13 protein-coding genes are annotated in these 14,308 nt (G+C 34.7%); 8 read left to right on the top strand and 5 right to left on the bottom strand.

The annotated features are described in order from the left end of the window. Positions 1-287: 287 nt before the first annotated feature. The 5 genes from KAOT1_RS16485 to KAOT1_RS16465 all read right to left on the bottom strand — a co-directional run bounded on the left by KAOT1_RS16485 (position 288) and on the right by KAOT1_RS16465 (position 6,846). Positions 288-644, bottom strand: a complete 357-nt coding sequence (locus tag KAOT1_RS16485) for a DUF6686 family protein (protein WP_007096004.1) — start codon at positions 642-644, stop codon at positions 288-290. 61 nt (positions 645-705) lie between these two features. After that, on the bottom strand, positions 706-1,977 hold the full coding sequence (locus tag KAOT1_RS16480) for an MFS transporter (RefSeq protein ID WP_007096003.1): 1,272 nt from the start codon (positions 1,975-1,977) through the stop codon (positions 706-708). 174 nt (positions 1,978-2,151) lie between these two features. Further along, positions 2,152-4,227 carry a glycoside hydrolase family 97 protein gene (locus KAOT1_RS16475; protein ID WP_007096002.1) on the bottom strand — a complete coding sequence of 692 codons (2,076 nt, stop codon included), beginning with the start codon at positions 4,225-4,227 and terminating at the stop codon, positions 2,152-2,154. A gap of 254 nt (positions 4,228-4,481) precedes the next feature. After that, the gene (recJ, locus tag KAOT1_RS16470) at positions 4,482-6,170 is read right to left on the bottom strand and encodes a single-stranded-DNA-specific exonuclease RecJ (RefSeq protein WP_007096001.1); all 1,689 of its coding nucleotides are present in this window, start codon (positions 6,168-6,170) and stop codon (positions 4,482-4,484) included. A gap of 253 nt (positions 6,171-6,423) precedes the next feature. Continuing rightward, complete coding sequence (locus tag KAOT1_RS16465) at positions 6,424-6,846, bottom strand: OsmC family protein (RefSeq protein ID WP_007096000.1); 423 nt, start codon at positions 6,844-6,846, stop codon at positions 6,424-6,426. 66 nt (positions 6,847-6,912) lie between these two features. Here KAOT1_RS16465 and KAOT1_RS16460 point away from each other — a divergent pair, with 66 nt between their 5' ends. The 8 genes from KAOT1_RS16460 to KAOT1_RS16425 all read left to right on the top strand — a co-directional run bounded on the left by KAOT1_RS16460 (position 6,913) and on the right by KAOT1_RS16425 (position 13,938). Further along, positions 6,913-7,503 (top strand): carboxymuconolactone decarboxylase family protein, encoded by a 591-nt coding sequence (locus KAOT1_RS16460; protein ID WP_007095999.1) that lies wholly within the window; start codon positions 6,913-6,915, stop codon positions 7,501-7,503. A 221-nt stretch (positions 7,504-7,724) separates the two neighbouring features. Beyond that, positions 7,725-8,138: a response regulator gene (locus tag KAOT1_RS16455; RefSeq protein WP_007095998.1), complete on the top strand. Its 414-nt coding sequence runs from the start codon at positions 7,725-7,727 to the stop codon at positions 8,136-8,138. Between the two features lie 51 nt (positions 8,139-8,189). Further along, positions 8,190-8,729 carry a heme NO-binding domain-containing protein gene (locus tag KAOT1_RS16450; protein WP_007095997.1) on the top strand — a complete coding sequence of 180 codons (540 nt, stop codon included), beginning with the start codon at positions 8,190-8,192 and terminating at the stop codon, positions 8,727-8,729. Continuing rightward, entirely contained in the window at positions 8,729-10,711 is a 1,983-nt protein-coding gene (locus tag KAOT1_RS16445) for a PAS domain-containing sensor histidine kinase (RefSeq protein ID WP_007095996.1), read from the top strand. Before KAOT1_RS16450 ends, KAOT1_RS16445 begins: the two co-directional genes overlap by 1 nt. Continuing rightward, positions 10,712-11,851, top strand: coding sequence for an FIST signal transduction protein (locus KAOT1_RS16440; protein ID WP_007095995.1), 1,140 nt, complete (start codon positions 10,712-10,714; stop codon positions 11,849-11,851). It begins immediately after the preceding gene. 4 nt (positions 11,852-11,855) lie between these two features. Beyond that, complete coding sequence (locus tag KAOT1_RS16435; RefSeq protein ID WP_007095994.1) at positions 11,856-12,905, top strand: sensor histidine kinase; 1,050 nt, start codon at positions 11,856-11,858, stop codon at positions 12,903-12,905. A gap of 3 nt (positions 12,906-12,908) precedes the next feature. Then, entirely contained in the window at positions 12,909-13,226 is a 318-nt protein-coding gene (locus tag KAOT1_RS16430) for an Hpt domain-containing protein (RefSeq protein ID WP_007095993.1), read from the top strand. Positions 13,227-13,230: 4 nt separating this feature from the next. Then, on the top strand, positions 13,231-13,938 hold the full coding sequence (locus KAOT1_RS16425) for a LytR/AlgR family response regulator transcription factor (RefSeq protein ID WP_007095992.1): 708 nt from the start codon (positions 13,231-13,233) through the stop codon (positions 13,936-13,938). The last annotated feature ends 370 nt before the right edge of the window (positions 13,939-14,308 follow it).

Below are 14,308 nucleotides of genomic sequence, written 5' to 3'. Positions count from 1 at the left end.
AATTGAAACAACCTTGAATCATTGAATTTTTAAATCATTCAATTGAGCGAAGCGAACCTAAAACGCTATTAATGTAGCAATTTGAAAATTTGAAAATGTATCAATTAGTTTCAAACAACACTCAAATTTATCTTAGAAACGCATTTAACATTCAAAACTTAACATTTTACATTAAATCAATAATGTTATCAGAAACAACCTTAAATCATTGAATCTTTAAATCCTTGAATTGAGCGAAGCGAACCTTACATCTAAAAAGCAAAGCCAAGTCTGAAATCTAAAAAAATCTAATTCCGACAAAGATCGTTCAAATACGTGCGAAGATGTATTTGAAACAATGTTCCTTCAATCAAATCAGAAATCGTTTCTAACTCTTTCTCTGAAACAGCCAAATCTACATTAGCAGCTGGCGTTTTCAGCAGAATAGAACGACAATTATTTTTCGCCTTACAATCTTTACAATAACCACGATTTGCAGCTTGCTCAATGAGTTTTGCAAAATTTTTTAGCTGCGAAAGCGTCAAATAAAATCCGGTATCTCTAAAAATTACCTGAAACCGATCGTGCTTATTTTTAGCCAAATCTTGTTTCCACTGAAAAGCAATTCCGATGTCATTATGATAAATACGATGTATGTCGCTCATGGTTTTTCAATTTGAGAAACCAAATATACAATTATTTATAATTAGTCTAAATAAATTTGTGTTAAGATTCTAAAGCTTCGTGTGCTTTTACATCTTCGGTTAAATCTAAGTTTCGGAACGTTGGCGAAATCAATCCTGTAGTTATCACCGTAATTAACGTCATCGTTCCACCAAAAACAACTGCGGTAACAGTTCCCATTAATTTTGCAGTTAATCCACTTTCAAACGCGCCCAATTCGTTGGATGAACCAACAAACATCGAATTTACCGAAGCTACACGTCCACGCATTTCATCAGGTGTTTTGAGTTGTAAAATCGTTTGGCGAATTACCATAGAAACTCCATCAAAAACACCACTAAAAAATAACGCGATTAGTGAAATCCAAAACATCGTTGAGAGTCCAAAAATGATGATACACACACCAAATCCAAAAATTGCTCCTAATAATTTGAGTCCAGCATTTTTACTTATAGGAATGTATGCTGTAACCAACATTGTCAATACTGCTCCAACGGCAGGCGCAGCTCTTAACATTCCAAATCCTTGCGATCCTACTTCTAAGATATCTTGTGCAAATACTGGTAATAACGCGACTGCTCCACCAAATAAAACTGCAATCATATCTAAGGTTAACGCACCTAAAACTGCTTTTTCACTTGCGACAAATTTGATGCCTTCACCCAAACTTTTCCAGACATTTTCACCTATTTTAGGATTTAATATTGGCTTTTTTGGAATGAAAAATAGAATCAAAAATGACAAAAGAACTAACGCAAAAATGACACATAACGACCAATGAACACCAATCCAATTGATGGTAAATCCAGCGAAAGCTGGTCCTAAAATAGTTGCCGTTTGCCATGTAGAACTACTCCAAGTTGCGGCATTTGGATATATTTTTTTAGGAACAATTAGCGCAACTAGCGAAAAAATCGTTGGACCGAAAAATGAACGTAAAAAACCACCAAAAAAGACCAATCCGTAAATACTATATAAAACGGATTTTTGTGACCAATTGGCTGTAATTTCGGGTGATGTCAACAAGAATAATCCAAAACTAATCAAAGAAAAAAAGGCGATACAGATTGCCAATAAATTTCGTTTTTCACGTTGATCTACAATATGTCCTGCAAATAATGCCATCGAAACTGCGGGAATGACTTCCATCAAACCAATTAAGCCTAGCGACCAAGGATCTTTAGTGATAGAATATACTTCCCATTCAATCACAATGAATTGCATAGACCAACCAAACACCAAAAAGAATCGAACCAATAAGAAGATGTTGAATTCTTTAAATCGTAAAGCTGCGTAAGGATCTTGTTTTTGCACGTCTTGAAATTTCCCTTCAAAAATACGCTATAAAATGGAATTAATCTACAGGAGATAAACTTTCTAAGTTAGATATTTCTGAAATTGAGATTACAAACCATAAATAGAAGTGATTTAAAAGTTTTATATTGATGACTTCTCGACTGCGCTCGAAGTGACACTCCGTAAACTAAATTACTTTTTCATAAAGCTAATCGCAGTTCCGCCACCAGCAGCCAATTGCAAATTGAGTTTTGTTTCAGCTGTTACTTCCATGGTTTCTATTTCAATTGCTGTCGGATTGTCGTTCCAATGTGCCTCTTTTCCATCTTTATAAATCGTTGCAGTATACGTTGTATTTGGCGATAAAAAATCTAGAGAGACTTCCAAATCACGAGCATTTTCATCCGTAATACTTCCTAAAAACCAGTTTCCTGTGTCACGTTCTTCACGTGCAATCGTAACAAAATCGCCAACTTCTCCATTAAGGACTTTGGTTTGTTTCCAATCGACACCAACATCTCGGATGAATTGCAACGCAGGATTTCCTTCGTAATGTTCTATTAAATCTGCTGCCATTTGAATCGGACTGTAAATGACTACATACAATGCCAATTGCTGAGAAATGGTCGTATTTACTTGATTCTTTTCCTTGTAAGGAGAAAGTTTGATGTTAAAAATTCCAGGTGTATAATCTATCGGACCCGCCAACATTCGAGTAAATGCTACAATTGGCAAATGTTCTGCAGGATTTCCACCATCGGATGCCCACGCGTTAAATTCTTGTCCGCGTAAACCTTCTCGGGAAATAATATTTGGATACGTTCTGCGCAAACCTGTTGCTTTGGTTGGTTCGTGCGCATTTACGGCAACTTCATAATCTGCTGCTTTGATCGCCGCATTGTTGTAATGATTTACCATCCATTGTCCGTGATGATATTCGCCTTTCGGAATAATTTTCCCCACATAACCTGATTTTACGGAGTGAATATCTAAATCTTTCATCAATTGATAGGCTTTGTCCATTTGTTTATCGTACGTTCCAATTGCCGCCGAAGTTTCGTGATGCATGATAATTTCTACTCCTTTTTCGTTGGCATAGCGCACAACTTCTTGCAAATTGTAATCGTCGTAAGGAGTGACAAAATCAAAAACACCTTCGCGATCTTCAAAACCAATCCAATGTTCCCAACCTGTATTCCAACCTTCTACTAAAACACCTTTGATATTATTTTTTGCTGAAAAATCAATGAATGCTTTGGCGTTTTCCGTTGTGGCTCCATGTTTTCCTGCGGCTTTGTCCCATGAGGATTTTCCTAAGTGCATTTCCCACCAAATTCCTGTGTATTTCATTGGTGTAAACCATGAAACGTTATCTATTTTTGAAGGTTCATTGAGATTGACAATTAGTTTTGAATCAATCAATTCGGTAGCTTTTTCTGCAATTTGAATCGTTCGCCACGGCGTTGTAAATGGTGTCGTTCGTTTTACTTTGTAATTGGTTCTTTCTGAGCCAACCAATTCACTCTGAAATGATAATTTTTTGGTATCAACTTTGAGTGTCATTCCTGAATAATCAATCAAGGCAGCTTCGTGGAAACTGAGATGCAAACCATCTTTTGTTCGCATGGTTACGGGTGTATTCACAGCATTTTCTGGAATGTAGGTTTGTGCCAAATTCGCGTGATTTGCTTTACTTAGTGCATCAATTTCAGACACATTTGAAGTTGTGTATAAATGCTCATAAATATCCCAATCACCTGGAATCCACCAAGTTTTGTGATCGCCTGTGAGTTGAAATTGTGTGTTTTCATCCGTGATAATAACTTCTTTTAAGTTTTCTTGTTCAGGGAATTCGTAGCGAAAGCCAATTCCATCATTATATACTTTAAAAACAATATTTAGTTTTCGCTGTAGCGCATCTTTCTCTTGTAATTTAATGGCAAGTTCGTTGTAATGATTTCGTACAGATTCTTGTTCGCCCCAAGGCATTTTCCAAGTTTCATCAACTGAATTCGTCGTGGTTTTTACGATTTTAAAATTTCGGTCTAATGAAGCAACATCTTTCAATTCAAAACCTAAACTAGAAGTATCAATCACTACAGTTGATTTGTGTACAACTTTGTAATGTGCTGTTCCGTTATCTGACAAGAAAAAAGAAACATTCAAATTGTCGTTTGGCGAAGAAATCGCGACACTTTTTACTTCTTCAGTACAAGAAATAAAACAACAAATTCCTACTAAGAAACATATTTTAAAAACGGTTTTCATAATGATTGCAATTGATTTCTTTTTAAAAGTACAGTTTTTAGTTTAAAAAAAAGTGCGCAACCGTTTTCGTGTTGATAAGTTGTTTTTCTGAGAGTCAGGATTTTTGGATTCAGGAATCAGGATGTCTTCAAAGTGGATTCCGCATCAAGTGCGGAATGACAAAGTGAGTTTAACTTGACGAAATTTTAATTAGAAGTATCACAGTGTTCTCGACTGCGCTCGAACTGACATTTTCCCAAAAGTAAATTTTCAAATCATCGTATATCTCGTAATCGCAATTGTAACGTCGTTTTTCCTTCCCAAGTATTTTCATCAATAGAATATACCGCGTCAAATGTTTTTTTATCTTGTACTTTAGAAAGTTTATCGCCTAAGTTGAAACCGATTCCGTTGATTCGTGGTGATTTTCGCTGTACAGCGCATAGCTTTAAATGATCTTTTTCAGCGCCAACACATTTGGCAAAACCTGTATCTTTTAGTTGTGTACTCATAAAGATCGGACTCATGTTTTGTGGACCAAATGGCGCAAATTGTTTGAGAATTCGATAGAATTTTGGCGTGATTTCTTTGAGTGTAATTTCTTTATCAATTAAAATTTCGGGCGTGAGCAGATTTTTATCAATTGTATTTTTTACGACTTCTTCAAAAGCATCTTTAAACGCTTGATAGTTTTCTTCTTTTAAGGTCAATCCTGCGGCGTATTTGTGTCCGCCAAATTGCGTAATGTGTTCTTTGCATTGTTCCAAAGCATTGTAGACATCAAAGCCTTTTACAGATCGCGCGGAAGCGGCTAATTTGTCACCACTTTTTGTAAAAACCAACGTCGGACGATAATAGGTTTCGATCAATCGGGAGGCGACAATTCCAATGACACCTTTGTGCCAATTTTCGTCGTAAACTACGGTTGTAAAACGTTCTTGTTCTTCTAATTTTTCTATTTGTTGAAAAGCTTCTTTTGTAATCTCCTGATCGAGTGTGCGTCGTTCAGAATTATATTTTTCAATGGACGCTGCATATTGTTTGGCAACTTCTAGATTATTCTCCGTAAGCAATTCTACCGCATGTAACCCTTGACTGATTCTTCCTGCGGCATTGATTCGCGGTGCGACCACAAAAACGACATCTGTAATGGTAAATTCTTTCTTTTTTAGTTGACTAATGATCGCTTTGATACCTGCTCTCGGCGACTTGTTAATCACTTTCATTCCGAAGTATGCAAGTGTTCTATTTTCGCCTGTTAACGGAACAATATCTGCGGCAATTGCAGTGGCTACCAAATCTAAATATGGAAATAAATCAGTAACCGTTTTTCCTCTTTTGGAAGCTAGTGCTTGAATTAACTTGAAACCAACGCCACAACCGCATAACTCATCGTACGGATAAGCACAATCGTCTCGTTTCGGATCTAAAACTGCGACAGCTTTTGGCAGTTCGTTTCCTGGTCGGTGATGATCGCAGATGACAATATCAATTCCTTTTTCGGTTGCATACGCTACTTTATCAATGGCTTTAATGCCACAATCGAGCGTAATAATTAACGAAATGTCGTTGTCGGAAGCATAGTCAATTCCCTGAAAAGACAATCCATAACCTTCTTCATAGCGATCTGGAATATAAGTTGCAATTTGCGGATATATGGTTTTTAAATACGAAGAAACCAGCGCAACCGAAGTTGTTCCATCCACATCATAATCGCCATAGACCATGATATTTTCACCATTTTCAATCGCTTTGTCAATTCGCGCGACAGCGACATCCATATCTTTCATTAAAAAAGGGTCGTGAATTTGCTCGATAGAAGGGCGAAAAAAGTTTTTAGCTTCTTCAAAGGTTTCAATGCCGCGTTGTAATAAAAGTGTTGCGACAATTTCATCAACTTGCAACACTTCTTGTAAATGTTGAATTTTAGCGGTTTCTGGTTTTGGTTTTAGTGTCCAGCGCATGGTTTTTTGTTTAGATTTTTACTTTTTGTTTGGTTTCAAAATCTAATTTTATTCGTGGTTTATTATTCTGTTGTTGTTTTGGTTTCAAAATACTTCTCGATAGCGCTATTGAGCGTAGTCGAAATACTATTTTTCTTCAAAAAATCACTTGAAGTGACTTTTTCATTTTTCTAGAAATATCTGATTCACAAAATACCTGAATGACTCGAAGTAATGGTTTGAATCTAAAACTGAGGAAAATTATACTACGGAATTAAGAACTGTGAAAATACGTATTGGTTTCCACTTTTGCAAAACGACGGAACATTTCCATAACACCACAATAGGTTTCTACCGATAAATTTACCGCGCGTTGAATCTTTTTTTCATCTAAATCTTGTCCATAAAAATGATAATCTACCGTAACGGTATGGTAATATTTTGGATGTTCTTCTGTCAATTCGCCTGTGACTTCCATTTTAAAATCTTCCACCGAAACTTTCATTTTGTTTAGGATAGAAACTACATCTAAACCTGAACACCCTGCCAACGACGATAACATCATTGCTTTTGGAGCTAATCCTTCGTTGTTTCCACCATTTTCTGGAGAAGTGTCTATTAAAAGCGTTTGTCCTGTTGGATTGTCGGATTCAAATAACATGTTTCCTTTCCACTGTGTTGTTATTTTATGTGCCATATCTGAAGTTTTTTTCGTTTCTTGTTGGTTCAAAAATACAAGTAATTAATTTAAAAATATACGATTATGCCATTAGTAACACCACTAAGTCCAGATCACGATTTGGAAACCAAAGAATTAGCCGAATTTTTTAATGAAACACTTGGGTTTTGCCCAAATTCGGTATTGACTATGCAACGCAGACCAGCCATTTCAAAAGCATTTATCAACTTAAATAAAGCAGTAATGGCAAATGAAGGTCGTGTTACTTCGGCTTTGAAACGAATGATTGCTTGGGTAAGTAGTAATGCTACAGGTTGTCGTTACTGCCAAGCGCATGCCATTAGAGCCGCAGAACGTTACGGAGCTGAGCAAGAACAGTTAGATAATATTTGGGAATACAAAACACATCCTGCGTTTTCGGATGCAGAACGTGCTGCGTTAGATTTTTCACTAGCAGCTTCTATCATTCCAAATGCGGTAAATGAAGACATTAAAGCTGAATTATACAAACATTGGAATGAAGGCGAAATTGTAGAAATGTTGGGTGTGATTTCATTGTTCGGATATTTAAATCGATGGAATGACAGCATGGGGACTTCTATTGAAGAAGGCGCTGTAGAAAGCGGAAATCAATATTTAGGAAAACACGGTTGGGAAAAAGGAAAACACGTGTAAATCCTTTAAAATAAATCTATTAACAAGAAACCTTTGCTGTAAAAAGTGAAGGTTTTTTTGTTGACTTTACTTGATGATTTTCCTAAAAACAACCTTTCGGAAAAAACTTCATCTACACTTTTTTGCATTTCGTCTACACTTCTTCTTCGTTAAACTGTATTCAACTTTTATTGGTTTTTTATGATGTAAAATTGTATGTATAATTGCTTACATAAGAAAAAATGAAAAATTCATTAAAAGTATTACTAATCGAAGACAACATGATCGAAATCATGAAGATGAATCGTACTGTTTCTTTGTTAGAAGCCAAACATGAAATTACAGAAGCGAAGAATGCAGAAGAAGCGTTGGCGATATTAGAAACGAAAGAAAACTTACCCGATATCATCTTATTAGACTTAAATATGCCAAAAATAAATGGTATTGAGTTTTTGTCTATCTTAAAAAAAGATGCCGATTTGCGACATATTCCTACCATCATTTTAACAACTTCCGACAATCGGAAAGATATTTTGGAATGTTATCGCATTGGAATTTCTGGCTACATTTTAAAACCTTTAAAATACGAAGATTACGTTTCTAAGATAGAAATTGCGCTCTCGTATTGGTCTATTAACGAATTAAAAAGTGCTTAACCTTTTTTTGCATCCCAAACACAAAAAGAAAAACTTAACCTTACTTTGCTTATGAAAGGAATTATATTTACAGAATTTTTAGATTTAGTCGAAGACAAATTTGGATTGGAAATGGTAGATAAAATCATTACACAATCTGAATTAGAATCTGAAGGTGTGTACACATCTATTGGAACCTATCGCTTTTCAGAGATGCTTCAACTATTGCAAAATTTGAGTGCAAATACAGACGTTTCTATTGACGACTTACTTCTCACCTACGCCGAACATTTTTTCAGTGTTATTGAAGATAGCTATCCCGGATTGCTCGCAACTTACAAAGATCCTATTGAAATGCTCGCTTCTATTGAAAATCACATTCATGTAGAAGTTCGAAAAATATATCCTGATGCCGAGTTGCCAACGTTTGTCGTTGAAGAAAAAACAGCAAATTCACTTACCATGATATACAAATCGAGCCGTGCCATGCATCATTTTGGTTTAGGATTGATGAATAAAACCTTTGAACACTTCAATAGTTCAGCAGAAATCATTCTAGAAAAAATAAAAGAAGACGGAACGGAAGTAAAATTTATCATTAACAAAAATTAATGAGTCAGGAACAAATTGACATATTACAACGCGCATTAAAGCGTGAAAAAGAAGCAAGACGAGCCGCCGAGAAAATTCTAGAAGACAAATCGAGAGAATTATACATATTGTCGGAAGAATTAAAGGTAACCAACTCTAAACTTGAAGCATCTGTTAGTGAAAAAACATCACAATTAGCAGGTGTTTTTGAGAATATTATAGATGCGTACTTGGTGATGGATTTAGGCGGAAATGTGCTTAAAATGAACGATGCTGCTTGCGAGCTTTTTGGTTATAATATTTTAGAAGAAACACTAAATGTAACAAGTTTAATATACAAAGAAGATGTAGCATATGCGTTTGAATCGTTTAGTGAATTGATTGAAAAAGGACGCTTTTCAAACTATACAGCACGTGTTTACACAAAAAACAAAGGTGTTCGTTGGGTTCAAATTAATGCAAGTTTAATTTTTGATGCCAACGAAAAACCTATTGCTGCACAAGGAATTATTCGTGACATCACCGATCAGAAAAAGTTTGATGATAAATTGATTGAATCTGAAAACAGGCTTTCAACCTTAATTCTCAACTTAGACAGCGCCGTTTTATTGGAAGATGAAAACCGCAATATTGTGTTGACAAACGCAAAGTTTTGTGAGATTTTTAAAATTCCCGTTTCTCCCGAATTACTAAAAGGGCAAGATTGTTCTAACGCCGCAGAAGAAAGCAAAATATTATTTAAAGACCCAAAACTTTTTATTAATACGATCAATCGCATTTTACACGAAAAAAAGCAAGTAATTGGTACAGAATTGACAATGGCTGACGGTACTATTTTAGAACTAGATTTTATTCCTATTTTAAAAGGAGGCACCTACAAAGGTCATTTGTGGACATACCGAGATATTTCGCTCAATAGAAAATACAGCAAAAGTTTAGAAGCGCAAAAAGAAAAATACAGCAGCATTATTGCCAACATGAATCTTGGTTTGGTAGAAGTTGATAACGACGATAAAATTTTGATGGTAAATCAGAGTTTTTGCGAAATGTCTGGATATGATGAAGATGAATTGATTGGGCAAATTGGTGGAAAGTTATTTCCTATTGCAGAAGATGAAAATATCATTGAGCGAGAAAATAAAAAACGTCTCAACGGTACATCCAACTCATACGAAATTAACGTTAAAGACAAACAAGGAACACCCAAAAATTGGTTGATAAGTGGTGCTCCAAACTATAATTTAGATGGAGAAGTGATCGGTTCTATCGGAATTCATTTAGACATTACCGAACTTAAAAATCTTGAAAAACAGAAAGAAAAAATCTTAGAAAAGCTCGAAAAGAGCAACAACGAATTATACGAATATGCTCATATTGTTTCACACGATTTAAAATCGCCCTTACGCAGTATCAACGCGCTAGTTTCTTGGATAAAAATGGACAATGAAGGCAAGTTTGACGATCCTACATTGCAAAATTTAAAACTTATTGAAGATACTTTAGAAATTATGGAAAACTTAATTTCTAACATTTTAGAATACTCAAGCGCAGGTTCGGAAACAGCAGCTTCAAAAGAAGTAGATCTCAATACAACAATGGAAGATTTGCATCGTTTATTATTTGTTCCTGAGCATATTTCAATTAACATATTAAAAAAACTGCCTGTTGTAAAAGGCGATCCTACCAAGTTTCAACAACTCTTTCAAAATTTAATGAGTAACGCCATTAAATTTTGTGACAAAGACAACGGAATTGTAGAAATTGATGTTGTGGAAGAACCTTCTTTCTATCAATTTTCTGTACGAGATAATGGAATCGGTATTGATAAAAAATTTCACGACCGAATTTTCAAAATCTTTCATTCCTTAAACAAAAGCAAAGAATCAACCGGAATTGGTTTGTCTATTGTGAAAAAAATTGTCGATTTATACGAAGGAAATATTTGGCTCGAAAGCGAACTTGGAGAAGGAACGACCTTCTTTTTTACCATAAAAAAGCAGTAAATGAAAACCGTACAACTCAAAAAAACAATAAATTCTGATTGGACTTACTTGGGCGAAAATAACACGCTTCAAAAACCGTTAGTTTTGGTTTTTGGAAATAGATATATGCTAGAAAGTGAAACCATCCTTGAAGAAGTAAAAGCTATTTTCCCTGATGGCGAATTTGTATTTGGTTCTACTTCTGGCGATATTACATCGCAATATGTCGATGATGAAAGTGTTACAATTACTGCTGTCGAATTTGAAAAAAGTACGTTTGTAATTAAAACAGCAAATGTACTAGAAAATGATGCTGAGATTAACAGTTATACAACAGGAAAAAACCTCATTGAACAGTTTGATCCTAAAGGATTAAAACACATATTTATTGTGTCTGAAGGAAGTTTTATCAACGGAAGTCAATTAACATTAGGAATGAACTCGGCAACGGAAGAAAACGTATTGATTACGGGCGCATTATGTGGCGATGCAGCTCGCTTTGAAAAAACAGTTGCTTCGTATAACGAACTGCCAAAATCGGGTGAAATTGTTGCCATTGGTTTGTATGGAGAAACGCTTGATATCAGCTTTGCTATTAACGGTGGTTGGACACCTTTTGGACCAGAACGTATTGTGACAAAATCAGATGCAAATGTATTGTACGAATTGGACAATCAGCCTGCGCTAGATTTATACAAAAAGTATTTGGGCGAAAAATCAAAAGAATTGCCTGCGGCAGCGTTGTTATATCCGCTAAAAGTAAAATCGACCAACGAAAAACAATCTATTGTACGAACAATTTTAAATATTGACGAAGAAAAAAATTCCATGATTTTGGCTGGAGATATTCTTGAAAATTCACGTGTGCAATTGATGATGACAAATGTTGACACTATTGTAGATGCTTCCGAACAAGCAGCAACGCAAGCACTAGAATTACGAGAAACTGAAGCCGAATTAGCAATTTTAGTAAGTTGTATAGGACGAAAATTGGTACTAGATCAACGTGTAGAAGAAGAAATTGAAGAAGTACTTGAAGTTGTTGGAAACACAACTACAATTTGCGGATTGTATTCCTATGGAGAAATTGCTCCTTTTGGCGGCGAAAAAAACTGTCAATTACACAACCAAACAATGACAATTACACTGATAAGTGAATAAAAAGATGAATCCTCTTTTAAAAAGACAATTACGAAAATATCTCTCTCCTGAATTGCAAAATCATCCTGAAATGGAGCGTTTTCTAGATGCGGTAAATCGTTCGTATGACAATTCTAACGAACAATTTGCCATGTTACAACGCGCTACAAAAATCAGTTCGGAAGAACTTTTTGAAGCTAATGAGCAACTTCGTAAAGAATCGGACTCGCAAAAAGAAATCATCAAAAAGCTAAAAAATGTTATTGATACGCTCAATTCATACAACTTAAACGATGGCGAAAATCAAGAAAACTTAGATTTAGATTCGCTGCGTTTGGTAGATTTAATCGACAATCAAACCAAAGAAATTTTAGCCATAAATAAACAACGTGATAAATTGTTGACAAGTTTAGAACGTCAGAATCAAGAGCTTAATGATTATACACATTTGGTATCGCACGACTTAAAATCGCCACTACAAAGCATTGATGCACTGACGACTTGGCTAAAAGATGATTATGAAGAATTATTGGGTGAAAATGGTAAAGAAACCATCAAACTTATTCGTAGCAATGTCGAAAAAATGGATACCTTGGTCAAAGGAATTCTAAAATATTCGTCTATTGGTCGTGCTGAAAAAGATTTCTACATAGTAGCTACAGATGAAGTCCTTCAAAAAGTATTGAGCTTAATGGAAATTCCTGAACATGTTACCGTTACGATTCCAGAAAAATTACCTAAAGTTACCGGCGATCATTTCCGTTTGGAAGAATTATTTCGAAATTTACTCCGAAATGCCATCAAATTTAATGACAAACCCAAAGGAGAAATTATCATTGGCTACACGGACAAAGGTGATTTTTATGAGTTTTACGTAAAAGATAACGGCAAAGGAATTGAAGCAAAATACTTCGATAAAATATTTGTGGCTTTTCAAAAGTTGCAAAATGATTACAAGTCAACAGGAATTGGGCTTTCAATTGTCAAAAAAATTATCGAACTTTATAAAGGTGACATTTGGATACAATCGACACCAAATTTAGGAACAACCTTTTATTTTACCCTAAAAAAATAAAGTATGGAGCAACCAAATTTAACCTACGTAGACCAATTAGCTCGTGGCGACGAAAACATAAAAAAAACACTTATTGACGTTATAAAATCTGAATTTCCTGAAGAAAAAAAGGAGTATTATGAAAGTTTAGCTGCCAAAGATTACAAAAAAATAGAAGAAAATGTACACAAACTAAAGCACAAAATTAGTATTTTAGGGCTTGAAAAAAGTTATGAACTCGCAAATGCTTTTGAGCATAATTTACGTGAAAAAAGTAGGAAAGGTGAAGAAGATTTTGAACAAATTTTAAACACAATCACGGCGTATATAAAAACTATTTAAAGGTATGAATTGTATTATTATTGATGATGAAAAACTAGCAAGAACAATCATAAAAACATTGTGTGATGAGATTGATTCTTTGCATGTTGTAGAAGAATTTCCAAATGCAATGCAAGCCATTAAATATTTGAACGAAAACGAAGTCGATTTGATCTTTTTAGACATTCATATGCCTGATTTTACTGGGTTTGACTTTGTAAAAACATTGAAAAATCCGCCAAGCATTGTATTGACGACTTCCGATCCAAAATTTGCAATTGAAGCATTTCAGTACGAATGTATTGTAGATTATTTACTAAAACCTATAGATGCTGATCGTTTTAAAATGGCAGTTGAAAAAGCAAAAAAACACCAACTTTTAGCAACCAAAACGGAAGAAGCGAAAGTAGAAACAAAATTGGAAAACGATTTTTACATCAACATTGATCGTCGTTTGATTAAAATTGACATTCCAAGCATTTATTTGGTGGAAGCGAAAGGCGATTATATTCATATTAAAACGGAAGATAAAAACTACACAGTTCATTCAACTTTAAAGAAAATTGAAGAAAAACTACCAGATTCATTATTCCTGAAAATTCACCGTTCGTATATTATCAATTTGAAGAAAATCATTGATATTGAAGACAATAGCGTGCTTATTAAGAAAGATGTGATTCCCGTAAGTCGTTCCAAGCGACCAGAATTGATGAAGCGTTTGGATTTACTGTGATTTAGACTTGCTACGCTTTTAGACCGCTGACGCTGTTATATTCGCTTCGCTCATTACAATTCAACGATTTAAAAATTCAATGATTCAAGGTTGTTTCGATTTTAAGTTGTGATACATAAAGAAGAATGTTCTTTTATGAATAAACTTATTGCTTTTAACAACTATAAAGTTCGACTTGGGAAACTTTGCTATTAGATTGTTATTTACTACTACTGATTATCAAAGTTAAGTAAACCGAAAATCATCATTTAAAACTCAAAAATGATCTATGTAAAATTTCTCAATACTAACATCTCAATACTCACTACTTATAACTCACAACTCGTCATTCTTACGTAAGCACAAATAACCCTGAATTAGGCGAAGCAAA

Source organism: Kordia algicida OT-1, from assembly GCF_000154725.1.
Classification (GTDB): domain Bacteria; phylum Bacteroidota; class Bacteroidia; order Flavobacteriales; family Flavobacteriaceae; genus Kordia; species Kordia algicida.
Note: the sequence above shows the minus strand (reverse complement) of the source record. Positions and strands in the feature narration are given on the sequence as shown.

What these genes read in the sequence shown, in the direction of transcription:
- KAOT1_RS16450 (WP_007095997.1), top strand. Translation starts at nt 8,190, where the DNA reads ATGAAAGGAATTATATTTACAGAATTTTTAGATTTAGTCGAAGACAAA.
- KAOT1_RS16440 (WP_007095995.1), top strand. Translation starts at nt 10,712, where the DNA reads ATGAAAACCGTACAACTCAAAAAAACAATAAATTCTGATTGGACTTAC.
- KAOT1_RS16430 (WP_007095993.1), top strand. Translation starts at nt 12,909, where the DNA reads ATGGAGCAACCAAATTTAACCTACGTAGACCAATTAGCTCGTGGCGAC.
- KAOT1_RS16455 (WP_007095998.1), top strand. Translation starts at nt 7,725, where the DNA reads ATGAAAAATTCATTAAAAGTATTACTAATCGAAGACAACATGATCGAA.
- KAOT1_RS16435 (WP_007095994.1), top strand. Translation starts at nt 11,856, where the DNA reads ATGAATCCTCTTTTAAAAAGACAATTACGAAAATATCTCTCTCCTGAA.
- KAOT1_RS16465 (WP_007096000.1), bottom strand. Translation starts at nt 6,846, where the DNA reads ATGGCACATAAAATAACAACACAGTGGAAAGGAAACATGTTATTTGAA.
- recJ (WP_007096001.1), bottom strand. Translation starts at nt 6,170, where the DNA reads ATGCGCTGGACACTAAAACCAAAACCAGAAACCGCTAAAATTCAACAT.
- KAOT1_RS16475 (WP_007096002.1), bottom strand. Translation starts at nt 4,227, where the DNA reads ATGAAAACCGTTTTTAAAATATGTTTCTTAGTAGGAATTTGTTGTTTT.
- KAOT1_RS16425 (WP_007095992.1), top strand. Translation starts at nt 13,231, where the DNA reads ATGAATTGTATTATTATTGATGATGAAAAACTAGCAAGAACAATCATA.
- KAOT1_RS16460 (WP_007095999.1), top strand. Translation starts at nt 6,913, where the DNA reads ATGCCATTAGTAACACCACTAAGTCCAGATCACGATTTGGAAACCAAA.
- KAOT1_RS16485 (WP_007096004.1), bottom strand. Translation starts at nt 644, where the DNA reads ATGAGCGACATACATCGTATTTATCATAATGACATCGGAATTGCTTTT.
- KAOT1_RS16445 (WP_007095996.1), top strand. Translation starts at nt 8,729, where the DNA reads ATGAGTCAGGAACAAATTGACATATTACAACGCGCATTAAAGCGTGAA.